Below are 22,835 nucleotides of genomic sequence, written 5' to 3'. Positions count from 1 at the left end.
TCTGCTATCTGCTCGTCGGGAAATAAAGGAAGAGGTTGGCTCGCCACTTAGGCCGTACGCGGCCAATGGCTTGGGAAGTAGTCCAGCGCCGAATCGCGCAAGCCCTGCATGTAGGCCACGCTCCAGTTCAGGACTTCCTCGATGTAAGGGACTTTGAGCTCGAAACGCCTGGCCATTTCCACCAGCAACACCAAGCCATAGGCGACGTCTTCATTGAAGGCGCGGCTTTCCCGTTCGATCACGTAGCCGGGGCGGTTGTTGTCGGCGGGCACCATGGGCGCGAGGATGTCGTTGTAGGCCTGGTTGGTCCGCAGGATCGACAACATGCTGCTCTGGTCGCGGATCTGCTCGCCGTAAGCCTCGACAATTTCCTGCTTCAAGGATTTGACCGAAGACAGATCGACGCCCAGCCGCTGGCTGATCACCGCGCACAAATCCTGGCTTTCCTGATCCATGCGTTCCAGGAAATAGGCGCCCAGCTCCGGGCACTCGGTCCACCAGCACATGCGTTGCGGGAAAATCTTGCGATGCCACTGGCCATAGGGCCCGATCAGCCCGTAGATCACCGAGCTGTGCATGATCGGATTACCCGGCGTCAGGGTGATTTCCAAATAGTTGTCCAGCAGCGTCACACACGGGCCATACAACACGATGAGCAGTGAGTGCAGCTGTTGGCGGGAGGCGTCCGATTCGCGGGCATGGGTGGCGACGTAGAGCTGGCTTTTGCTGCCGCCCATTTTGATCGACAGCCCGGGTTTCAGATCGAAGGCGGTGTGCGGCACATCTTTCATGCCCCAGATCACCAGGTTCGGCCGTTCGGCCAGTGCGGCTTCGGCTAGCCAGTCGAAACCGCAGAAGCCTGGAATCGCACCGATGTAGACCGGTTTATCCGCACTCAGGTGCGGCGCGATGGCTTGCAGCATTTGCGGTCGGGCATGGGCCGGCACGGTAATGATCACGATATCGGCGTCCTCAACGGCGACTCGCGCATCGGAGGTCACCCGATCCAGCCGCGCGCTCAGCGTCGAGCCATCCGGCAACAGCGCTTGCATCGGCGTATGGCGGGTGTGCTGGTCGATCACCTCCGGGTTGCTGGTGAGCATCGAGACCTGAACATTGTGCAGCTGTTTGAACAGGATGGCGTTGAGATGACCGGTCCTGCCACCGCCACAAATGGCGACTTTCAGTGGTTCCATTGGAGCGTTCCTGAGTGGGGAAGGGGTCATGCAACGCTCAATTGCAGCGGGGTGGAGGTCGCGTCCAGCCATTGGGTCTTGCCCAGCCAGATGTCCAGCTGCGGCGCGACATCCGGGTCCAGCAGGTCCCGTTCCTCCAGCCATTTGTCATCGAACACGGTGTGCAGGTACTTTTCGCCGCCATCGGCAATCGGTACCACCACATTGCCGGTGAGCACGCCTTTGTGGATCAGTTCCAGGGCCTTGAAGATCGCGCCGCCGGTGGAGCCACCGACCAGCAATGCCATGTGGCGAGCGATGTAGCGTGCGGTTTCGAACGCCTGCGAATCGGTGACTTGCACACCCAGATCGATGCAGCTGTAGTCGAGCACCAGCCCCACGGTGTCGCCGGCGGGAGTACCGGTGCCGGATTGATAATACGGATAGCCGGGATGGCCAAAGACGATCGACCCGGCGGGTTCCACGGCCACGGTAACAGTGTCCGGGTTGTGCAGTTTCAGCCCGCGAGCGATGCCAGTCATCGAGCCGCCGGTCCCGACGCAACCGACGTAGGCACCGATGTTTCCTTCGGCCTGAGCGATGGTCTCGCGCACGAAATCGCTGTAACCACCGGCATTCGCGGCGTTGTCGGACTGGTTCATGAACACGGCGCCGGGGATCTGGTTCGCCAGTTCGGCGGCCAGTCGCTGGCGTTCGACCACCGCGACTTCATCCTCGCGATAGTTGCCCGCGACGAAGCGCACTTCGGCGCCGAGCGCTTTCATCACGGCGATCTTGTCCTGGGCGGCATGGTGATCGACCACGGCGATGAAATGCAGGCCGAACTCGACGGCCGCCATGGCTAGGCCGATGCCGGTGTTGCCGGAAGAAGACTCGACCACCACGCCACCGGGTTTGAGGCGCCCGGACTTGAGGGCGGCCAGCACCATGTTGCGCGCCATGCGGTCTTTTATGCTGCCGCCGGGGTTGTTCTTTTCAATCTTGAGCAACAGTCTGGCGTGGGTATCCGGAACAGCAATTCCCAACATGGGCGTATTGCCAATAAGGTCTGAGACTTTATTCAATATCATTTCAAGTATTCCCTTTAGTAGTCAGGTGAAAACGCGTAGTTACCTTCCGTACAACAGGTCGCCATCAGCCGCCGGGGCAGGGGATGGCGATGAAACTCGTTCTCCAGCAAGTCCATTTGATAGCCGGCGGTATTGGCATAGATCAATAGATCGCCGGCCTGGGGGCAGGTATTGAAATTGATTAATCGATAAGTGATGACATCGTCATCCAGACAACTATGCCCTGCGATATAGGCCTGCATGGGTATGTGATCTGATACTTGAGCGCTGATCAGGATTGGATCGACCAGATATTCAGACGCAAACCATGTTTCGCAGGCGCTAAAACTGCTGCCTTCAACGAATATAACCGTTTTATTGTTGGCCAGTTGTTTGGTGCGCGTCACACGAAACAATGAAATGGCCGCCTGATCAACCAGACTTCGGCCGGGCTCCAGCGCCAGGGTGATGTTTTGTGATTTAAAATAAGCCGCGATGGAAAGTCCTGGCGAATGATCAGCTTCCAGAAACAATGCCAGCCATTGGCAAGCCGTCAGGCTACTGCCATAAGGATAAAAAGAGTCCGGGACTGAGTGGTTGTAATAGTCGCTGGGTTTATTGTTGTTCTCCAGGAAACCGGCATAAGCCTGAGGGTCGACATAGCGCATCGGCAAGCCGCCGCCGATGTCGATCATGCTCGGGGTCAATCCCACTTCCCGTGCGGCATCGACAAACCCGCTGAGCTCTCGAAAGGCCTGCGCGCGGCTCTCGAATCCATAACCGCCGAGGTGAAAATGAAAGCCTTCGAAATGGAACGCGTCGGTATGTTCGGTCAGGTACTGCAGGCATTGCAGGAGGTCATTTGCCTCCATTCCAAATCGGCTTGCCGGGCAGCTCTGCGGCCTGTAACGCAGTAAAACCCTGGCTTTTGCGGCTGTTGATCGAGAGTCGACGACAGCTTTCAGGTGATCGAACTCTTCCAGCGAATCCACGCAAATCAGCGAACCATGACGCACCAGCGCCTGGTGGAACACCGTTGTTTTGGCCGGGCCCGTTGCGCATAAACGCTCCGGCGCGGTGCCGGCACGCAGCGCCGCATCCAGCTCATGGACGCTGGAAACATCGATACCGATGCCCGCAGTCGCAGCGGCGCCAAGCAGGCTCTGGGACTTATTAGCCTTGGCACCGTAGAAAATGGCATGACGTACGCCGTATTGATTGAGCACGCTTTGCAGGGCCGTGGCGTTAATGTGAAAAGCATGTGGCCATACCAGATTCAGCGGAGAACCATTTTGGGACACAAGTTCCAGAAGTGTCTGCGGAAAGTTATGAATCAATCGGTCAACGATTGGGTCAAGCAGCGGTTTAAGTCGTTCAGGCTCATGCACTTCAATTCGCTCTTCGGGTGGCGATGCAGTTGTATTAGGCATAGTTACCCCCTGGCATTGAAAACGTCGCCATTCATATTTCGATAACTAACGGTTATCGATAGGTGAGATGTTGCTTCTCGTCAGTCGCGAGTGATTAAAACCCTGGAGGCGGGTGCCACAGCGCATTTAAAGATAGGCAAATGACCCTAGTGATATTAATGGATTGCATGAGAACCCTATTCCCTGTGGTGTATGCGGATATGGCGATCAGCCATTGATTAATGGCGTCGCCTATCGATTTAAAGTGCCAGTGCCTGACATTTAAATGACATCACTGCGCTGCTTTCCTTGAAACATTACTTACTTGTATTTTGGAAAAAACCTACGGAACGGGGAGAACCTTATTGCTAGCGCGAACGATTATCAAGTAAGGTTTTCACATATTTTGAATATCCACCCCAGCGAGGAGAGTTCAGAGCCTGTTTATCTTCACGCTGAAGTAAGCAATCAACGCTCTATAAAAAAAGCTTAATGCCTTGATCAATAAGGAATTGAGGGTTGATCCAACAAACTGGCACCGGGTTCGAAATTCACCCCATGCCCCGGAGCCAGAAATTTTTGAAGCGCCTTTCGAATATCCCCGATTGATGCATGCCCAGGAGAGATTCAATGACAACTGATCGTCTCAGCACCACCGCCACGCTTCCCATCAGCTACCTGTTCGTTCCGGGTAATCGCCCCGAACGTTTCGCGAAAGCGGTCGAGGCCAATCCGGATGCGATCATCCTTGACTTGGAAGACGCCGTGCACCCCAACAGTAAAGCGGCGGCGCGGGCCGCGATCTGGGCCTGGCAGGAGAGCACGCCAACCACGCGGTGCCAGCGTTACATTCGCTTGAACAGCGTCAGCAGCACGTTGTTTCGTCAGGACCAGACATGGTTGAGCGACATGCGTTACCCCGAGCGATGCGCAGGTATTTTCCTGCCCAAGGCAGAATGCCCCGAGGCATTGTCCGAGGTCGTCGAGCGTTTGCTGGCGTGGAATCCTTCGCTGCAGATCGTCGCCATCATCGAGACCGCCAAAGGCTTGCATCAGGTCGAAGCGATTGCCGCCATTCCCGGGCTGGCGCGGCTGGCATTCGGTTCGCTGGACTTTTCCCTGGACATCAACTGCAGCCAGATACCGGAGGCCTTTCTCTTTGCTCGCAATCGAATCGTGCTGGCCTCGCGCACCGCGGAGCTGCCGGCACCGATTGATGGCGTCACGCCGGCGATCAGCGACATGACCGTGGTGGCGCAGGAATCACATTACGCCCGCTCCCTGGGCTTTGGCGCCAAGCTGTGCATTCATCCCGCGCAGTTGACCACCGTTCAGCGCGCCTTCCTGCCCGATGCGCGGCAGCTGGCCTGGGCGGACCGGGTATTGACTGCCGTCGCTGGTGGCAGCCACGCGGTTCAAGTGGATGGCGAGATGGTCGACCTGCCGCTGATCGAGCACGCTCAACGCTTGCGCGCGGTGGCCAGCCAGTACGCGATCCCGGCCAAAGCCGATGCCTGCTGAACCCGGCTGTTAAATCAGGAGATGAACCATGGGACACCCGCAAGCGGCTCTTGCCGCACGGCCGAATTCGCTCAACAGCTACCAGATTGCCCTGCGTCCATTGTGTGATGTCTTGCAATCGGAGCAGGTCGATCCGGTCAACGTGAAACGGCTCAGCGAAGCGATCATCCGCGCCGGGCATTGGCTGGAGCCGATCATCGTGGAACGCTCGAAAGGCATCGTGATGGATGGCAATCACCGGCTCAACGCGGCGTTGCAATTGGGCTTGAAACGGGTGCCGTGCATTCAGCTCGATTACACAGACCCACGGGTGTGCGTACGGCATTGGCAGACTGGGCAGGCGTTCGAGGTGGCGCGGATTTTCACGACCATCGCACGAGGGGAAATTTTTCCCTACAAGACCACCCGGCATGCATTCGACCCGGCGCTGCCGGTGGTGGCCATTCCACTGGACTGCCTGTACGCCTGAACTGATAGGTGATCAGGCGGGCGCTGGACCCCGCAACCTGTTCAGGGCGTCGCGGGGCAGCCTTTTTGTGATCCGGCTGCGGCCTGACTGATGGCGGCGGCCAAGCGCTTCACATTGTTCTGATGAGCGACCACCAGGTCATCAATGCTCGGGCCGGAAGGGGTCTGTAACGTGCTGCGACAGGTGATCAGTGCGGTATCGCCGGCACCGAGACTGCGCAGGCGCCATTTGACGTCGATCAATGCGTATTGCCCGGGAATCGAATCGAAGCGTTGTACATCCAGGCGCAACGACACTCTGCGTTGCGGGTTACTGTTGACCAGTTGATCGACCAGGGCGCTGCGCAATTCATCCACTAGGGTCGCTGCCCACCATTCGGTTTCGAGGATTGCCACGCCACTGTTGCCCTGGCGAATGACAATCTGCGGGCGGTCGACCTGGGGCGGCACCGTGATGCTTTCGATCTGGATCTCCGCGCTGCTGCTTGCGCCACTCAATTGGGCAGGGGTCAGGGTGTGGAACTGAATCGGATCGCTGCGGCAAGCGGTGAGCAACAACAACGCGGTGACCAGCGTGATTTTCAGCGAAAAAGCCATGGTGTTGCTCCTGTGGTCAGTTGCGCGGTGGTGCCTGCATATCAATAGGTGCGGCATTGTCGGGACGACCGCGAATCAGCGATTCCGGATGTCGGCCCAGGTAATCCGAGAGTTCACGCAAGGAGCGCGACATCCGCCCGAGTTCGTCCAGGGTTTGAGTCAACTGTTCCCGTTGCGGCGAATCCTCGGCCAGAGTCGAGCTGGCCGATTGCAACGTCTTGCTGACGTCCGCCAGGGTGGTTTGCACGCCGGGCAGGGTCCTGGCGTTGAACTGTACGAGGCCCTTGCGCAGTTCGACGAGGTTGCTGTCGAGGTTGCCGGCGATGCGTTCGATTGGCAGCTGGTTGATCTTGTTGACCATGCCCTCCAGTTTTTCCTGCAACTGCTCGAGGCTGCCAGGAATGGTGGGAATAACGACGGGACGGGCGGTCGGATCGAACACGACTTTCTCGGCTTTGGGGTAGAAGTCGAGCGCGATGTACAGCTGACCGGTCAACAGATTGCCGCTACGGGCCTGAGCCCGCAGGCCGTTTTCGATGAAGCTGCCCATCAGTTTTATACTGGCGGCTTCGTCATTGGGGTCATGATTCAAGGCCTTAAGCATCTTTTCATGGGCCTGGCCGAGTCGCTGCGGGTAGATCACGATGCCGACATTGACCGGAAAACTGCGTTTTTTTGCGTCGAAATCCAGATTGACCGAGACGACTTTGCCAAATTCGATGCCGAGGAATTCCACCGGCGCATCGATCTTGAGCCCGCGCAAGGCCTGATCGAAACGCAGGCTCAAGTACTGCCCCTTACCGTGGGGCGGGGCGAGGGCGGTTTGCGGATCCTCGAACAGGTCGAAGGTCTTATTCTCGCTGGCCGGCTGATCGTTGGGGCTGTATTCCGGCGCGCGAAACGCGATGCCACCCACCAACAAGGACGACAAGGACTCGGTACTCACCGCAAAACCGTTGGCGCCGACGTTCACATCAATACCACTGGCGTTCCAGAACCGGGTGTTCTCGGTGATGTAGACGTCATTGGGCGAGTGCACGAATATTTCGATGTTCACCCCTTTGCCGTCGGCATCCAGTGCATACGCGACCACTTGCCCGACCGGGATTTTGCGGTAGTAAACAGGAGAGCCGATATCCAGCGAACCGAGGTCCTGGGTGTGCAGCACAAAGCGCTTGCCCGGCTCGCCATAGGTAATAGGTGGCGGATTTTCCAGGCCGATGAAGTGTTTGGAGCGGGCATTGGCCTCGCCAATGTCGGCGCCAATGTAATCGCCTGACAGCAGCGTATCGATGCCCGAGACGCCGCCGGCTCCAATGCGCGGTCGCACGACCCAGAATTGCGAATCTTCGCGGGTGAAACTTTCAGCCTGTTTGTCGAGTTTGATCGTGGCGTTGACGCTTTTCTGATCGTCGCTCAGCTTTACTTCCGAGACATGGCCGATGACCACGTTGCGATACTTGACCTCGGTCTTGTTGGCCGTAAGGCCGCTACCGGTCTTGAACGTGACGGTGATGGTCGGGCCTTCCTGCATCACGTTGTGTATCACGAGGGAGATCCCCACCAGCACCGCAACGATCGGCACGATCCACACCAGCGAAACGCTGAAGCGACGGGTCTTGATACTGGCCTGGCCGGGGTCTTGCGGCCCATCAGTGGCTTGCGACTTCATCCATGACCTCCTCGTTTGGTGGTTTTTCTCGCTGGTTATCCCAAATCAGCCGCGGATCGAAACTCATTGCCGACAGCATGGTGAACACCACCACCAGACCAAAAAACAGAATGCCCAGGCGCGGTTGAATATCGCCCAGAGCCTGGAATTTCACCAGTGCGGCGACCAACGCAACAACAATCACGTCGAGCATCGACCAGTAGCCGATCAACTCAACGAAACGGTAAAGCTTCGAACGCTCCTTGCGCGCCCAAAGGCTGCCGCGTTGCACGGTGATCAGCAGCAGGGAGATGGCAACGAACTTGATGCCCGGTACCGCGATGCTGGCGATGAAAATGATCAGGGCAATGTCCCACGCACCGTGCTGCCAGAACTCCAGCACACCGCTCATGATGGTGCTGTCAGAGCCACTGCCAAACAGACTGGTGTTCATGACCGGTAGCAGATTGGCCGGGATATAAAACACCAATGAGGTCAGCAAGTAGGCCCATGTGCGGGTCAATGAGTTGGTTTTACGGGCATGCAGCGGCGCGCCACAGCGTGGGCATTCGTGAGGATTGTCGGTTATGTCGCAGGCCAGGCCACAGCTGTGGCACAGGCACAAGTTGAGTTCGCTGGCGAGCGGTGGCCTGTTCATAGGGTGTCCCACAGTTCACGGACATCACGGCCGGCAATGCGAATCAACAGCAGGCTGAGAACGGCCAGGGCAAACAGACCGATGCCGGGAATTACATCCAGTAAACCGGCGAGTTTGAACACCGCGACCATTGCGCCCAGCAGACAAACCTCGAGCATGCTCCAGGGCCTGAGGGTTTCCAGCCAGCGCATGCACACTTTGAAGCCGGGCGAGCGTTGGGAGGTGAGGGCGAAACCCAACACCCAGATCAGCAGGAGCAATTGGAACATCGGTGCGATGATGATGGAAATCGCTGCCACTAGCGCAATAAAAGTGATGGGGCCCTGGCTCAGCGCGACAACCGAGTCCCAAAGCGTCGCGCTGTTTTTCAGCCCCTTCATGCTGATGCTCATGACCGGATAGAAATTGGCAAAGATCCACAACACAGTCGCGGTGATGCTCAGCGCCAGACGTTGTTGCACCGACAAACTGTTGTGACGCTGGAGCACACCGCCGCAGCAGGTGCACAGGGCTTTTTGATGTTTGGCGAGCGTGACTTTTTCATACACGCAGTCGCAGTGCTCGCAAATGATCAGTTGGTCAGTCGTAGCCATAGGCCGCACTCGCCAGGAGACAGGAAAGTCAGAGCACTCCCTCAATATAGAAGTGACTTGCGATTGAGCAAATTAAAAGACTGATCAAGAGGATGGGGGCATAAAGTCTGATCGACCGCGTCATCGTTCTTCGCGAGCAAGCCCGCTCCCACATCTATGGTTACCCCCTTTTCTGCAATACTGTTTTTGATGCGTGTTTGGCTTGCTTTCATCTATCCGGCGTCTGAGTGGGGTTGTGGCCCCGCGCCTCGATGAGAATCGATGCCCGACGATCCTAATTATTCGAACGGCCTTTCAGCCGTGTGGGAGCTCAGGGTTGTCGTCAGGCCGGTTAGCCGTTCACGTCATCAGTTATCCAGCATCGCAAAACCAGGTGGGTGGTGCTCGGGTGACAGCAGGGTCAGGCGTTCATCGCGGCTGGCCCTGCATCGAATTCAGTGTGGTGGGCCGCAATCGCCCAGGCGATCCTCGCCAGCTTGTTGGCCAGCGCGCAGACCACATGGTTGGAGTGATGGTGGACCAATAGCTGTCGGACCCAGTCCGCCAACCAGCCTTTCTGGCGGTCCAGCTGCATCAAGTAAACACGGGCACACTGGACAAGCAGGCGCCTCTGGTTGCGATCGCCGCGCTTGCTGATGCCCAGCAGTACGGTCTTGCCGCCCGTGGAATGTTGTTTGGGCACCAGCCCGATCGAGGCCGAATAGCCCCGGCCGCATTTGAACTGTTTGCCATCGCCCAACTCGGCAGCCAGGACGCTGGAGGTGATCGGGCCGACACACGGCATGGTCATCAAACGGGCCGCCAGATCATCTTCAGCGGCCTGGCATTCCACGTCCTTGTCCATTGCCTTGACCTGCTCATCCAGATAGTTGAAGTGTGCATGCAGCAGCGTCAGAATTTTTTTGGTGCGCTCAGAAAATGAACCCGCCTCCAGCAGCGCCGGCAGCTCTTTGATGGATTTGAAGCCTGGGGCCAGGCTGACGCCCACCTCCAGAAGAACGGCGTGAATCCGATTGACGGTCGCGGTGCGGTCCTTGATGAACGAATCGCGTGTCGAATTGAGCATGGCCAGCTCTTGCTGAGCCTGGGTTTTGGGGTGCACAAAGCGCATCGTTGGACGCGTCGCCGCCTCGCAGATCGCCTCGGCATCAGCGAAGTCGTTATTGTTGCTTTTCACGTAAGGACGCACGAGGTGAGGAGCAATGAGCTTGGGCGTATGCCCCAGCTTGGCGACCTCCTGCGCCATGAAGTGGGCTCCGCCACAGGCCTCCATCACGACGGTGCAGGGTTCAAGGTTCGCCAAGTGTTGAATGAGCGCCACGCGAGTAAACTTTTTGCGGTAAAGCTCATGGCCTCGATCATCTTGCGCATGCAGGTGAAAGGCGTGTTTTCCCAAATCGATGGCGGCAATAGCTACTTTCATGGCAACGGTCTCCGGTGAGCCCCCTGCGAAAGCTTAGTGGGCGATCGCAGGGGGCGGCGGGGGTAGCCATTTCATTATTCGATCGCATTTCTTCAGGAAGAACTCGATCAACTGTGGGAGCGGGCTTGCTCGCGAAGACGGCCTGACATTCAACAAATAAGTGGCTGACACACCGCCTTTGCGAGTAAATCAGTACCACGACGGTATCTCCCTTCAGCCGAGCAATTCGCGCAGGCGATACCAGAACATGCCGAGGGCCAGTAGCGGCGAGCGCAGGGCTCGTCCACCGGGAAAGGTCATATGCGGCACAGCGCTGAAAACGTCCAGCCCCTTGCTGTGCCCGGCATGAATCGCTTCAGCCAGCAACCGTGCGCACCAGTGGGTCACGTTCAGCCCATGACCGGAATAACCCTGGGCGTAGAACACGTTCGGGTACTGGCTCAAACGTCCGGCCTGGGGGAAGCGGTTGGCGGTGATGCCGATCATGCCGCCCCATTGATAGTCGATGCGCACATCCGCCAGTTGCGGGAAGACCTTGAGCATTTTCGGCCGCATATATGCGCCGATGTCCTCCGGATCACGCCCGGAATAATGGCAGGCACCGCCAAACAGCAAGCGTCGATCCGCCGAGAGCCGGTAGTAATCGAGGCCGACTTTCTGGTCGCACAACGCCAAGTTCTGCGGGATCAATTGCGCGGCAACCTCAGGTGCCAAAGGTTCGGTAGCGATGATGTAACTGCCCGCCGGTAAAACCTTGCCGCTCAGGCGAGGTTCGAGTTCTTCCAGGTGCGCATTACAACCCAGCACCAGACTGCCGGTGCGCACCGTGCCACCAGCGCAACGAACCTGCACGGTGCTGCCATGGATCAACTCCAGCACCGGGCTTTGTTCGAATATTCGCACGCCGAGGGATTCGGCCACGCGCGCTTCGCCGAGCACCAGATTCAGCGGATGCAAATGTCCCGAACCCATGTCGATCAGGCCGCCGGCATACACATCGGAGCCCACCACTTGCTGGCGGATCTGCTCGGGGCCGACAAGTCGGGTTTCATGGCTGTAACCCAGTTCGGCGAGGCTTTGCAGCTCCGTCTTGAAGGCCTCGAACTGCTTTGGGGTATTCGCCAGCTCGCAGAAGCCCCAACGCAGGTCGCAATCAATCCCATGCTCGCGGATGCGGTTGCCCACCAGCTCCACTGACTCGATGCCTGCACGCTCCAAATAGCGCACACCTTCTTGACCGACATAACGGGCGAAACCTTCGACGTCATGGCCGATGCCGCGAATCAACTGCCCGCCATTACGCCCGCTGGCGCCCCAGCCGATCCGCCGGCCTTCCAGCAGAATCACAGAAAGCCCGCGCTGCGCCAGTTCGATCGCGGTATTAACCCCGGTAAAACCGCCGCCGATCACGCAGACATCGGCCTCAAGATCCGAATCCAGCGTGGGGTAAGGCGTCATGCCCTTCGCCGATGCCGCGTAATAGGAATGAGCGTGTTCGTTGTCGTACTGATTCATTGGTTGGACTTCACTTTGCTCCAGGAACGGGTCATCAGACGCATGATCGGCTGGGGCGGGGTGGTGGAAATGTAGAGTTTGTCGAGGACTTCCTGAGGAGGATAGACCTCTGGATTATTGACCAGCTCCGGGTCCATGTATTGTTTGGCCGCCGGGTTCGGATTGGCGTAACCGACCGAGGCGCTGACCTTGGCGATTACTTGCGGATCCAGCAGGTTGTTGACGAACGAATGGGCCTCTTTCGGGTTGCTGGCGTCGGCAGGAATCGCCAACAGGTCGAACCACAGATTGCTGCCTTCCTTCGGGATCGAGTAGGCGATGTTCACGCCGTTCTTCGCTTCCTTGGCGCGGTTTGCCGCCTGGAACACATCGCCCGAATAGCCAAACGCGACGCAAATATCGCCATTAGCCAGGTCCGACACGTACTTGGACGAGTGGAAATAGGTGATGTAAGGCCGGATGGTCAGCAGTTTGGCTTCGGCCTTTTTAAAGTCCTCGGGATTTTCGCTGCGTGGGTCCATGCCCATGTAGTTCCGGACCGCCGGGAATACCTCATCGGCCGAATCCATCATCGACACGCCGCACTGACTGAGCTTCTTCAGGTTCTCCGGTTCGAAAAACACCGCCCAGGAATCGATGCGATCGATGCCCAGCACTTGCTTGACCTTGTCGACGTTGTAGCCAATACCGTTGGTGCCCCACAGGTACGGCACCGAATGTTCATTGCCCGGATCGTTTTTTTCCAGCAAGGCCAGCAGTTTCGGGTCGAGGTTTTTCCAGTTGGGCAGCTGCGAGCGATCCAGCTTGAGGAACGCGCCGGCCTTCACCTGGCGCGCAAGAAAATGGTTGGAGGGCACCACCACGTCATAACCCGTGCGGCCGGCGAGCAGTTTGCCCTCCAGGGTTTCGTTGGAATCGAATACGTCGTAGATCACCTTGGTCCCGGTTTTCGCCTGGAAGTCAGCGAGGGTGGTCTCGCCGATGTAATCGGTCCAGTTGTAGACGCTCACACTTGATTGAGCTTGTGCAGTGGCGCTGAACAGCAACGTCAGCGCGACCGGAACCACGGATTTCAATAGACGCATATCGACACCTCTTTTAGTTATTGGCTTTTTGTGGGAGCGGGCTTGCTCGCGAAGGCGATTTCACATTCAACATTGAAGTCGCCTGGCACGCCGCTTTCGCGAGCAAGCCCGCTCCCACAGGGGTTGTGATCTCATACGGGAACGAGGTTTTTAGACGCTGAGCAGCAGGAATTCCCGCTCCCAGGAGCTGATCACGCGCTTGAAGTTTTCGTGTTCGGCGCGTTTGACCGCGACGTAACCCCGGACGAATTTGCTCCCCAGATAGCGCTCGATGGTTTCGCACTCTTCCATGCGCGTCAGTGCGTCCTCGATGGTGATCGGCAGGCGCAGATTGCGTCGCTCGTAGGCTCGCCCCTGTACCGCGGCGCTCGGCTCGACCTTCTCGACCATCCCCAGATAACCGCACAACAAGCTCGCGGCAATCGCCAGATAAGGGTTGGCATCAGCGCCCGGCAAGCGGTTTTCCACGCGCATGGCGTCAGGGCTGGAGGTCGGCACGCGCAGACCGACGGTGCGGTTTTCTTCGCCCCATTCAACGTTGACCGGTGCCGAGGTGTCGGGGAGGAAGCGGCGGAACGAATTGACGTTGGGCGCGAACATCGGCAGCACTTTGGGAATGTACTTTTGCAAGCCGCCGATGTGGTGCAGGAACAGCTCGCTCATCTGCCCGTCGGCATCGGCGAAAATCGGCTGGCCAGTGGCGATGTCCACCACACTTTGATGGATATGCATCGCGCTGCCGGGTTCGTCACCGATGGGTTTGGCCATGAAGGTCGCAGTGACGTTGTGCTTGAGTGCCGCTTCGCGCAGGGTGCGTTTGAACACAGTGATCTGGTCCGCCAGATCGAGCGCGTCGCCGTGACGGAAGTTGATTTCCATCTGCGCCGGGCCGTCTTCGTGGATCAGTGTGTCGAGATCAAGACCCTGGAGTTCGCACCAGTCATAGACGTCTTCAAACAGTGGGTCGAATTCGTTGGCGGCGTCGATGGAAAACGACTGACGACCGCTTTCCGCACGGCCCGAGCGCCCCAGCGGCGCCTTGAGCGGCAAGTCCGGGTCTTCGCAGCGCTGGGTCAGGTAGAACTCCATTTCAGGCGCGACAATCGGCTTCCAGCCTTTGTCGGTATAGAGCTGCAGCACTTTCTTCAGCACGTTGCGTGGCGACAGTTCGATGGGATTGCCGAACTTGTCGAACGTGTCGTGGATCACGATGGCGGTGGGTTCAATGGCCCATGGAATGACGTAAACCGCGTCGGCGACGGGCTTGCAGACCATGTCGATGTCGGCCGGGTCGAGCAGGTCGTAGTAGATGTCGTCGTCGACAAAGTCCCCGGTTACCGTTTGCAACAGCACACTTTCCGGCAGGCGCATGCCTCGCTCATGCAGGAACTTGTTGGTGGGTGCAATCTTGCCGCGAGCAATGCCGGTCAAGTCGCTGACCACACACTCGACCTCGGTAATCTTGTGATCTTTCAGCCACGTGAGCAGCTGATCGAAAGGGACATTCATAAAGACCTCGTTGTTGGTTTTATTGACGCCGGGGAAAGCGGCTTCATCTACCGAACACTTCCCCTGTAGCGCGTTGACGACTATCTTGGGTGAGCCTTGCCGTTCCATCTATCCACTTTAAACAGCACAAAGCGCACCAAAAGAGTGCGTAAGGCGCCCCATGACAGCGTGCAATTCGTTACAGGTTCAAGCATTCAACACCGCCGACGTGGCCGAGCAAATCCGCGCCACACCGGGTTGGGTGCAGCACTATCAGCAGATGTCCCCGGGGCATTTCGCCGGGCGGGTGCGCTATCTGGATTTGCAAGGCGTAGAGATTTACGAGGAACAGATGAATACCCGGGTCGAGCAGAATTTCAGCGCCCCCGAAGGCGCGCTGGCGTTCTGTTTCGATCGCAGTGACAACTCGCTGTACGTGTTGAACGGTGAAAGCCGCAACATCTGGATCACCCCGGAGAACTACCAGGAAATCGCCGTGGTGTTCGGTCCGGAGTTCGTTCAGCGGCATGGCCTAGACGTAGCGCGGCTCGAAGGCTTGTTCATGTCGCCGCTCAATTCAGGCCAGAACGCGCTGTTCAGCCGCTGGTTGAGCGGGACGTTGACGCGGCTGACGCAGACGCTGGATCCGCCGAGCATAGAGGCGTTGACCCAGCAACTATTGGAGGACTGTTTGTACATCCTCGATAACGCCTGTGTGTGCCTGGACCGCGCAGGTTTGCAGCGTCGGGCGGAAGAGCGAACGATCATGAAGCGCGTCGCCGAATGGGCCGCCGATACACCGGAAGAAACCCTCAATTTGCTGGAGCTGTCCCAGGTGGCCGGGGTTTCGCTGCGTCAGTTGCAACATGCGTTCAAGGCCTATACCGGGATGACACCCACGCATTGGTTACGTTTGCGTCGGCTCAACAGCGCACGCCGTGAATTGCTCAGCCGAACGGCCGGGGAAACGACGGTCGCGCAAGTGGCTATGGATTGGTCGTTCTGGCATTTGGGACGGTTTTCCAGCAGTTATCGAGCGTTGTTCCAGGAACTTCCCAGTCAAACGCTGGCCCGCAAACACAGTGGACCGTGTCGGAGATCATCATGAGTCGGTTATCGTCTTTCAGCCTGTGTGTCCTAATGTCGATGGTCTGTACGCAGGTGCAAGCCGAAACGGTCGTGCCCTTGAAAGGGCAGACCTCGCAACAAGCCCAGCTGGACATCAACGATTGCAGCAACGTCGTGGCCAGCCAGCCCCCCTCAAGCCCGCCTCCCTCGGAGGGTGCTGCGGTGGATGCTGCTGCCGGGGCGACGGGTGCGGAGGTACGAGGACGTCAACATGACGAGTTTTATGAGCCGGTCGAGGACGATGTGAAACAGCACGATCACGGCTGTCTGCAAGGGCGGGGTTATCAGGTCACTCCGTGAGCTGAGTGACGCCCGGATTGCGCTGCCGCCGATCGAGTAGATGAACCATCAGCAAGGCATAGAGCGTGAGGGCGATAAACAATCCCATGCGCACGACGAAGGCGGTATAGACGTCCTTTCCGGCGAGGCTGTCCTGAACCGACTGGCCCAGCAGGATGATCAACGTGATCAGGCTGTTGAGCCAGAACCCCGGGGTTTGTCGGGTCGGGCTCAGGGCATAGAGCTTGCGCGCCAACAGTAAGCCGAACAGGAGCATCCACAGAAAGAACATCCACAGGTGCACAAACAGGCTGAGCGCGCACCAGAACACAACGGCCAACAGCCCCCCCATGAACGTCGAACCGAGCAGTTCATGACCAGCGTTGCGCGCCGTTGTCGTCGAACTCTGCTGGCCAAGGCTGACCGCTTTCAAAATGATCGGCAGATAGCTCGCCGGGTCGATCAGTGCCAACAGGAACGCCGGTACAACAATCAGGGTCGCACGCAGCGCAACCCGGCTCACCTCTTGCGCCGGCAGAGCGCTGGCGGCGGGTGGGGAGGGCGCATCCGCCGGTTCGGGAAACAACCAGTGACCGAACGCCACGACGATGACGGCGAGGATCAAACCCATGACCAAGGCGCCGATGACCATCATTGCCAGATCGAACTCGACGACACCTGCCGAAGAAATCATGGTCAGGCCAATGATCAGGAAGGTCATGATCAAGGTGTTGCCGCCGCGCAGGCCAAAACCAAAGGCCAGGAACAGACTGACTCCGATCAGCAGCACGCCGCAGAAGGGGTAATAGCGCAGGACGGGGATCAGCAACAGACCGATGCCGGTGGTCAGCATCGCGGCCACCGCAAGCACCAGTCCGGCCTTGAACGACAAAGGCCGATTGAGCGAGGCCAGCAGCAACACGGCGAGCACTGGCGAAATAAAGGGGATCGGCAGCGCCAGGCCGAAGCTGATGGCCAGGCATAGCGCCGTGCCGGTGGCTAGACGCAACGCCCGTTGAACACGAGGCGTGCGCTGAGCAGGCACGCCCTTAATAGGCATAGCTCAGCCAGCTCATTAGCCCTACAAACAGACGCCCAAGCGGGTTCAGTGGATTGCCTTCGGTAGGAAACGCCATGACTTCAGCCTGCCCACCGGCACGGATGGCGCGACTGTCGAACAGCGTTTTCCTCGATTCCTCCGAAAACTCGATAATCACCGGGAAACGCTGGGCCGGACGCAGCCAGTCACGACTGTTCTGCACACTGGGAAGGCTGCCGGGCGCAGTGCTCTGACCCACGCTGACGCCGTAGCCGACACTGCGCACACGGCCCTCGAAAACCTTTCCCGGCAGGGCATCCAGAACGATCGAAACAGGGGTGTCGACCTCGACCAGACCGAGGTTGTTTTCGGTCATGTCCGCGCTGATCCACACATCGTGGATGGCAATCAGGGTCATGACCGGGCTGCCGGCAGTGGCGAACTGTCCGACATCGGTGCGCAGATCGGTGACAAGTCCCGCCGACCGTGCGCGTATCTGCGTGTTGGACAAGTCCAGTTCGGCTTTCGACAACGCCGTGGCGGCGCTACGCAACAGCGCGTTGTCTTCTTCGCTGCCGCCTTCCTGTTCCCGTGCCCGCTGAACTTCGGCACGGGCTGCGGCGACCTGACTGACGGCCTGTTCACGGCTGGCCCGAGAGACTTCGAGCAGGCGCACGGAAATGGTGCCGGGGTCTTCGCGGTACAAACCTTCAAGACGCTGATTGTCCTGCCGTGCCTTCAGTTCATTGGCCTGGGCGGCGCGCAAATTGGCTTGAGCCGAAGCAATACCGGCGGTGCTGGCACCGATCTGGCGGCGGGTAGACTCCAGGTCGGCACGTGCGCGGTCGACGGCGATTTGATAGGGCTGCTGATACACCTCAAACAGCACATCGCCCGCCTTGACGTCTTGATTATTGCGCACATTCACGCTGACTACCCGGCCGGCTACTTCGGACGCCACTGGAATGACAAAGGCGCCCACCCGAGCCTGTTGCGTATACGGGGTGAAACGGTCAGCCAACAGGTACCAGGCCAGGCTCAATACGATCAGCAGCATCACCCATTTGATGCCTTTTTTTGCAGGATCGGCGGCAGGCTCGGGTGCTTTGGGGGAGGGCGCCTCAGTAACGGGCGGCGAGGGTTCAGTCATCGGCTTTGACCTTCTGGCACAGGATAGGATGCTTGCGAAGGGGCTGGCTCATTCAGCAGGTTGCCCCAGTCGGTGCGTTGTTCCATTTGCTGGCGAGTGCTTTGATCGACTGTCGGCTGCGCGCTGTACCACCCACCGCCAAGGGCTTTGTACAGGGCGATCAGGTTGCTCACGGCATTGCTGCGGCTGAGCAGGTAATTGTCCTGCTGTTCGAGCAATGCGCGTTGAGCATCCAGCACGCGCTGGAAGTCCGAGTAACCTTCCCGGTATTGAGTGCTGGCCAGGCTCAACGAACGTTTTGCAGCGACTTGTGCTTCACCGAGGATGCGTTCGCGTTCCAGTGATTTGATCAGGCTGCTGGCAGCATCATCGGCCTCCCGTGCGGCTTGGCGGACTTTGTCGCGATAAACCTCAATCAGCTGCTGCAACCGCGCATCCTGAACACGCACGTTGTTGCTGATCTGGCCGTGGTCAAACAGGTTCCAGCGCAAACTGGGGCCGCCGATCAGGTCCAGACTGTTGGAGGTGCCGCTCAACGTGTCGGTGGTCCAGACGATACTGCCCAGCAAGGTCAGCGACGGATAGAAGTCGGTTTCCGCGACACCGATCAGAGCCGACTGGGCGGCGACATTGAGCTCGGCAGCACGCACGTCCGGTCGACGCAACAACAGGCTGGCCGGCACGTCTTGCAGCACGGCTCGGTCCACCAGCGGGATCAGCCCCTCGTTTTCGAGCAATTGGGGCAGGGCGCTGGGTGGCCGGCCGATCAGCACGGCCAACGCGTTGCGGGTGCGCAGTACTTGGGCCTCAAGATCCGGAATGCTGCTCAAGGTGCCCAGGTATTGGGTCTTGGCTTGTTGCAAGTCGAGTTCGGCGCTCTGGCCACTGTTGAACAGTTTTTCGGTGATCTCAAAGTTACGCTTTTGCTGCTCGGCGTTTTCTCGGGCGACGCGTAAACGCGCTTCGGTGGTGCGCAACGAAAAGTATGTGTCGGCTACCTGAGCACGCAGCAGTACAAGTACGTCTTCATAGTTGGCTTGAGCCGCGAAGTAACTGGCATCGGACGACTCGATGGCTCGACTGAAGCGCCCCCAGAAGTCCAGTTCCCAACCGACGTCAAAGCCCGCGCTGTGTTGCCAGAAGTGGCTGTCTTGCGGGTTGTTGCCGCCAGACTGCTTGCGGTTGAAGTACAAGCTGTCGGCGCTGGCCTGTTGCAGTTGCGGATAGCGTCCGCTTTGCGCAATACCCAACCGGGCACGGGCTTCCATGACGCGAAGGCCGGCAATTTTCAGGTCTGAATTGTGCGCATCCGATTCGTCGATCAGAGCGTCGAGGACCGGGTCGGCGAACACTTGCCACCACTGGCGAAGGTCGGGATTCAGACTTCGTTGGCTGGCCTGCTCAAGCGCAGGGCTGCTCCAGAGTTTTGTCCAGGCCTCGCCGGGGGCCTGAAAATCCGGCCCCAGACGGACACAACCGCCAAGGCCAAGGGCGACCAGCAGAAGCAGCCGACCCGAGCGCGTCAGCATCGGTGCACTGATAGTAGATTTTGGGGACACGTCATCCGAACATCCCAGGCATTGAAATGGCGTTGGTTACCGGTTCGATTAGGTTAGTACAGCTCGGACAAATACAAGGTCATGTTGAATGATCAGGGGATCGACCAACTGCTACGCTTCTGAAGATCTATTAATCCCGGCCAGAAAAGAAGGTTAAGAAGACCATGAGCAACCCTCAGGATGACAATGCACCCAGTTCTGCTGGTTGGCGCTTCAAACTGGGCATCGCGATTATCTGTTTGATGCTGGGATCCTGGCTGATGGTGCCTCTCGCTGCCGCAGCGGATGTGCCAGGCTCAAAAATCGCGGCACTGACAGGTGTTTTGTTTATCAGTAACAAGATTCTGTTGATCCTCGCCATTGCGATCATGGGCAAATCCGGTTTTCAGCAACTCAAGCGCAGCATGTTTGGTTACGTCTCCACGCTTGCACTGGCAGACGTGGAAGTAGGCCCGGCTCGCCATAGAATTGGCCTGGTGATGTTTTGCCTGCCGCTGATCTCGGGATTTCTCGAACCTTACATAGACACTCTTTGGCCGGGGCTGAGACCGAATCTCTGGCAGCTCCAGGCGCTGGGCGATGCCATGTTGATCGGCAGCTTTTTCGTACTTGGGGGGAATTTCTGGGACAAGGTACGCGCATTGTTTGTTCGCACGGCACGTGTCGTTAATACGAGCGCGGTGTGAATCGCCTCTAGCGCGAAATGATCCCGTGATCGATCGCGTACTTTACGAGGGCCGCGGGTTTGTCGATGTTGAGCTTGCGACGGATGCTCAGGCGATGGGTTTCTACAGTCCGGACACTGATGTCCAGTTCGCGAGCCATTTCCTTGTTGTTCAGCCCCTGAGCCATCTTGTACAGCACTTGGCTTTCGCGCGGAGTCAGCTCGTTGTCGGTACTTTTATCGGCAATGAGCCGCTGTGCGATCTCGGCACTGTAGAACGTCCCGCCACTGACAATGGCTTCGATCGCCGCAATGATTTCCCGTGAAGGCGCGTTCTTCAGCACATAGCCGCTGGCACCCGAGCGAACGGACTCACTCACGTATTCATAGTTGTCGTACATGCTCAGCACCAGCACTTTGAGCGACGGGTACTGGCTGCGTAACAACCGGGTCAGCTCGAGGCCGTTGATGTCCTTCAGGCTGATGTCGACCAGCAACAGATCCGGCTGGCAGCGCCCGACCATCTCGATGGCATCGACGCCATTCTCGGCTTCTCCCACCACTTCCAGCTGCGCCATGACCGCCAGCAGCGATTTGATTCCGTCGCGGACCAGGGAGTGATCGTCGACCAGGGCGACGCGGATCGGGTAGGGCAGGTTCATCGCAGGCATTCACTCTAATTGTTATGGGTTGAGTCAGCGTTCTGTACCGGGCAGTTTCATCGGCAGCAGCACGTCCAGCTCACTTCTTCCCGGCATCGATGTCAGGTCGAATCGACCGCCAAAATGCTCGACACGTTCACGGATATTGCGCAGGCCAATGCCGGCGTGACGACGTTCGACCTGGGCGACGTTGAAACCGATACCGTCATCGACCACCGTCAACCGTACGGACTTTTCAGAACCGTGCAGGGTAATGATGACGTTTTTTGCTTGTGCGTGGCGTTCGATATTGGTCAGGCCTTCTTGCACGATGCGAAACAACGAGACGGCGGCGCCATCGACCAGATGACAGTCGAATTCGTTATCGTTGAAAGTCACGACCAGACCGCTGCGTTGTTCAAATTCTGCGGCGAGTTGACCGATCGCCGCCGGCAGGCCGAGGGTGTCGAGCAGCGACGAACGCAGGTCGTGAGAGAGGCTGCGAACTTCGCCAATCGCGTCCCCGAGGCGCTCCGTGGCGTCTCTTAAAATGCTTAATCCCTTGTCTTGCCCATTCTCCAGCACATGGCTGGCCAGTTCGAACTGAAATTTGATCGACACCAATAGCTGGCTGATGCCGTCGTGCAGCTCTCGGGAAACTCGGGACCGTTCTTCTTCCTGCAGGCTGACGATGCGTTGGGTCAGGCGCTGGAGTTTTTTATCGGCCAGGCGATGTTCGCTGACGTTCAGCGTCATGCCGCTGGCGAACACAAACAGCACCGCCACAAGGGCCACCGCCGCAATCGCCCCCATGGTTTTACGGATGCCCTGAGCCACCTCGGCACGCGCTTGTTGGGTGGCGCGTTCAACGTCTTCAAGGTAGATGCCAGTGCCGAGCATCCAGCCCCAACGATCAAGCATCACCACGTAGGCGAGCTTATCGGTCACTTGACCGGAAGAGGGTTTGTTCCAGGCGTAACGTTGAAAGCCTTCGCCCGATTGCGCACTTTTGAGCAACGCCTGGATCACCGGCAAGCCGTAAGGGTCCGTCATGTCCCACAGGTATTTGCCCACCAGCTCTGATTGGCGCGCGTGCATCAGACTGCGGCCCTCGCGGTCGTAGACGAAGAAGTAGCCGTTGATGCCAAAGCTAAGCTTGCGCAGTTCTTCAAGCACTTGTTGTTGCGCGCGCTCATCGCCGCGACCGTCGTCGTACAGCGGCGCGATCAGGCTCTGCGCCATTTCGACGTAGTTTTTCAGTTCTGCGCGCTTGCTGGCCAGAATGCTGTCTTCGATCAGTTGCGCCTGTTGATCACCCAGTTGGCGGTTCAGGGAAATCACCAGCACGCAGATGACCGCGATCGCCAACACCAGCGGCAGAATCCCGAGCGCGACGATTTTGTGTTTGAGCTGCATCTCTACTCCTGGCCAGACCGAGGGAAGGCGAAGGCCCGGCATCATATGCCAAAGATACGCGCCTCCAGTAGCGGTGCTGGACAGAATGACCTGCGGCCGCGATGAAACGCAGAACCTTGTGGGAGCGGGCTTGCTCGCGAATGCATTCTGTCATTCAACATCGCTGTGTCTGATATACCGCCTTCGCGAGCAAGCCCGCTCCCACAGGTTTTTGCGTTTCAACTGAGAGATCAGCGGTATCTACGTAGAACTACGTAGATACCACGTACGTAGTAACGCGGATTTATTTGTCGACAGCATGGGCGG

21 protein-coding genes are annotated in these 22,835 nt (G+C 58.3%); 5 read left to right on the top strand and 16 right to left on the bottom strand.

Going from position 1 to position 22,835, the window contains the following annotated elements; all coding sequences use genetic code 11:
• Positions 1–47: 47 nt before the first annotated feature.
• Genes AB7M29_RS18670 through AB7M29_RS18660 form a run of 3 tightly spaced genes read right to left on the bottom strand, consistent with a single transcriptional unit; the run spans position 48 to position 3,675 of the window.
• Positions 48–1,196 (bottom strand): NAD/NADP octopine/nopaline dehydrogenase family protein, encoded by a 1,149-nt coding sequence (locus tag AB7M29_RS18670; RefSeq protein WP_454247502.1) that lies wholly within the window; start codon positions 1,194–1,196, stop codon positions 48–50.
• Positions 1,197–1,222: 26 nt separating this feature from the next.
• Positions 1,223–2,266, bottom strand: a complete 1,044-nt coding sequence (locus AB7M29_RS18665) for a PLP-dependent cysteine synthase family protein (RefSeq protein ID WP_454247501.1) — start codon at positions 2,264–2,266, stop codon at positions 1,223–1,225.
• Between the two features lie 14 nt (positions 2,267–2,280).
• Positions 2,281–3,675: a Y4yA family PLP-dependent enzyme gene (locus AB7M29_RS18660; protein ID WP_454247500.1), complete on the bottom strand. Its 1,395-nt coding sequence runs from the start codon at positions 3,673–3,675 to the stop codon at positions 2,281–2,283.
• Between the two features lie 609 nt (positions 3,676–4,284).
• Here AB7M29_RS18660 and AB7M29_RS18655 point away from each other — a divergent pair.
• Together AB7M29_RS18655 and AB7M29_RS18650 are read left to right on the top strand one after the other, a co-directional pair.
• Positions 4,285–5,175 carry an HpcH/HpaI aldolase/citrate lyase family protein gene (locus tag AB7M29_RS18655; protein WP_454247499.1) on the top strand — a complete coding sequence of 297 codons (891 nt, stop codon included), beginning with the start codon at positions 4,285–4,287 and terminating at the stop codon, positions 5,173–5,175.
• Positions 5,176–5,203: 28 nt separating this feature from the next.
• Positions 5,204–5,644, top strand: a complete 441-nt coding sequence (locus AB7M29_RS18650; RefSeq protein ID WP_217858880.1) for a ParB N-terminal domain-containing protein — start codon at positions 5,204–5,206, stop codon at positions 5,642–5,644.
• 41 nt (positions 5,645–5,685) lie between these two features.
• Here the strand turns inward: AB7M29_RS18650 and AB7M29_RS18645 are convergent, their stop codons facing one another.
• The 8 genes from AB7M29_RS18645 to AB7M29_RS18610 form a co-directional block, all read right to left on the bottom strand.
• Complete coding sequence (locus AB7M29_RS18645; protein WP_217858879.1) at positions 5,686–6,240, bottom strand: PqiC family protein; 555 nt, start codon at positions 6,238–6,240, stop codon at positions 5,686–5,688.
• 16 nt (positions 6,241–6,256) lie between these two features.
• On the bottom strand, positions 6,257–7,912 hold the full coding sequence (locus AB7M29_RS18640; RefSeq protein ID WP_217858878.1) for a PqiB family protein: 1,656 nt from the start codon (positions 7,910–7,912) through the stop codon (positions 6,257–6,259).
• Complete coding sequence (locus tag AB7M29_RS18635; protein WP_217858877.1) at positions 7,893–8,549, bottom strand: paraquat-inducible protein A; 657 nt, start codon at positions 8,547–8,549, stop codon at positions 7,893–7,895. The genes AB7M29_RS18640 and AB7M29_RS18635 overlap by 20 nt, the downstream gene beginning before the upstream one ends.
• Positions 8,546–9,142, bottom strand: coding sequence for a paraquat-inducible protein A (locus AB7M29_RS18630; protein WP_217858876.1), 597 nt, complete (start codon positions 9,140–9,142; stop codon positions 8,546–8,548). The genes AB7M29_RS18635 and AB7M29_RS18630 overlap by 4 nt, the downstream gene beginning before the upstream one ends.
• Positions 9,143–9,542: 400 nt before the next feature.
• On the bottom strand, positions 9,543–10,565 hold the full coding sequence (locus tag AB7M29_RS18625) for an IS110 family transposase (RefSeq protein WP_454247498.1): 1,023 nt from the start codon (positions 10,563–10,565) through the stop codon (positions 9,543–9,545).
• A 213-nt stretch (positions 10,566–10,778) separates the two neighbouring features.
• Positions 10,779–12,080: an NAD(P)/FAD-dependent oxidoreductase gene (locus tag AB7M29_RS18620; protein WP_454247497.1), complete on the bottom strand. Its 1,302-nt coding sequence runs from the start codon at positions 12,078–12,080 to the stop codon at positions 10,779–10,781.
• Positions 12,077–13,165, bottom strand: a complete 1,089-nt coding sequence (locus tag AB7M29_RS18615; RefSeq protein ID WP_454247496.1) for a polyamine ABC transporter substrate-binding protein — start codon at positions 13,163–13,165, stop codon at positions 12,077–12,079. The genes AB7M29_RS18620 and AB7M29_RS18615 overlap by 4 nt, the downstream gene beginning before the upstream one ends.
• 150 nt (positions 13,166–13,315) lie before the next feature.
• Entirely contained in the window at positions 13,316–14,674 is a 1,359-nt protein-coding gene (locus AB7M29_RS18610) for a glutamine synthetase family protein (protein WP_448724186.1), read from the bottom strand.
• Between the two features lie 160 nt (positions 14,675–14,834).
• Here AB7M29_RS18610 and AB7M29_RS18605 point away from each other — a divergent pair, with 160 nt between their 5' ends.
• Together AB7M29_RS18605 and AB7M29_RS18600 are read left to right on the top strand one after the other, a co-directional pair.
• Complete coding sequence (locus AB7M29_RS18605) at positions 14,835–15,761, top strand: helix-turn-helix domain-containing protein (protein WP_217858872.1); 927 nt, start codon at positions 14,835–14,837, stop codon at positions 15,759–15,761.
• Positions 15,758–16,081 (top strand): hypothetical protein, encoded by a 324-nt coding sequence (locus tag AB7M29_RS18600; protein WP_454247495.1) that lies wholly within the window; start codon positions 15,758–15,760, stop codon positions 16,079–16,081. Before AB7M29_RS18605 ends, AB7M29_RS18600 begins: the two co-directional genes overlap by 4 nt.
• On the opposite strand, the gene AB7M29_RS18595 is transcribed toward AB7M29_RS18600, so the two are convergent.
• The 3 genes from AB7M29_RS18595 to AB7M29_RS18585 are packed head-to-tail and all read right to left on the bottom strand — an operon-like array spanning position 16,071 to position 19,778.
• Positions 16,071–17,120, bottom strand: coding sequence for a DUF2955 domain-containing protein (locus AB7M29_RS18595; RefSeq protein ID WP_454247494.1), 1,050 nt, complete (start codon positions 17,118–17,120; stop codon positions 16,071–16,073). The two genes, AB7M29_RS18600 and AB7M29_RS18595, sit on opposite strands and share 11 nt — an antisense overlap.
• Entirely contained in the window at positions 17,110–18,249 is a 1,140-nt protein-coding gene (locus tag AB7M29_RS18590; protein WP_217858869.1) for an HlyD family secretion protein, read from the bottom strand. The genes AB7M29_RS18595 and AB7M29_RS18590 overlap by 11 nt, the downstream gene beginning before the upstream one ends.
• Positions 18,246–19,778 carry an efflux transporter outer membrane subunit gene (locus AB7M29_RS18585; RefSeq protein WP_217858868.1) on the bottom strand — a complete coding sequence of 511 codons (1,533 nt, stop codon included), beginning with the start codon at positions 19,776–19,778 and terminating at the stop codon, positions 18,246–18,248. Before AB7M29_RS18585 ends, AB7M29_RS18590 begins: the two co-directional genes overlap by 4 nt.
• Before the next feature lie 194 nt (positions 19,779–19,972).
• Between AB7M29_RS18585 and AB7M29_RS18580 the strand changes: the two genes are divergently transcribed.
• Positions 19,973–20,494: a transporter suffix domain-containing protein gene (locus AB7M29_RS18580; RefSeq protein WP_454247493.1), complete on the top strand. Its 522-nt coding sequence runs from the start codon at positions 19,973–19,975 to the stop codon at positions 20,492–20,494.
• Between the two features lie 7 nt (positions 20,495–20,501).
• On the opposite strand, the gene AB7M29_RS18575 is transcribed toward AB7M29_RS18580, so the two are convergent.
• Together AB7M29_RS18575 and AB7M29_RS18570 are read right to left on the bottom strand one after the other, a co-directional pair.
• Positions 20,502–21,134: a response regulator gene (locus AB7M29_RS18575; RefSeq protein WP_008015035.1), complete on the bottom strand. Its 633-nt coding sequence runs from the start codon at positions 21,132–21,134 to the stop codon at positions 20,502–20,504.
• A gap of 33 nt (positions 21,135–21,167) precedes the next feature.
• Complete coding sequence (locus AB7M29_RS18570; RefSeq protein WP_454247492.1) at positions 21,168–22,529, bottom strand: cache domain-containing protein; 1,362 nt, start codon at positions 22,527–22,529, stop codon at positions 21,168–21,170.
• Positions 22,530–22,835: the final 306 nt, after the last annotated feature.

The organism is Pseudomonas sp. F-14 TE3623, from assembly GCF_053629015.1.
The sequence above is the reverse complement of the archived record's forward strand: the minus strand, read 5'-3'. Positions and strand labels throughout refer to the sequence as shown.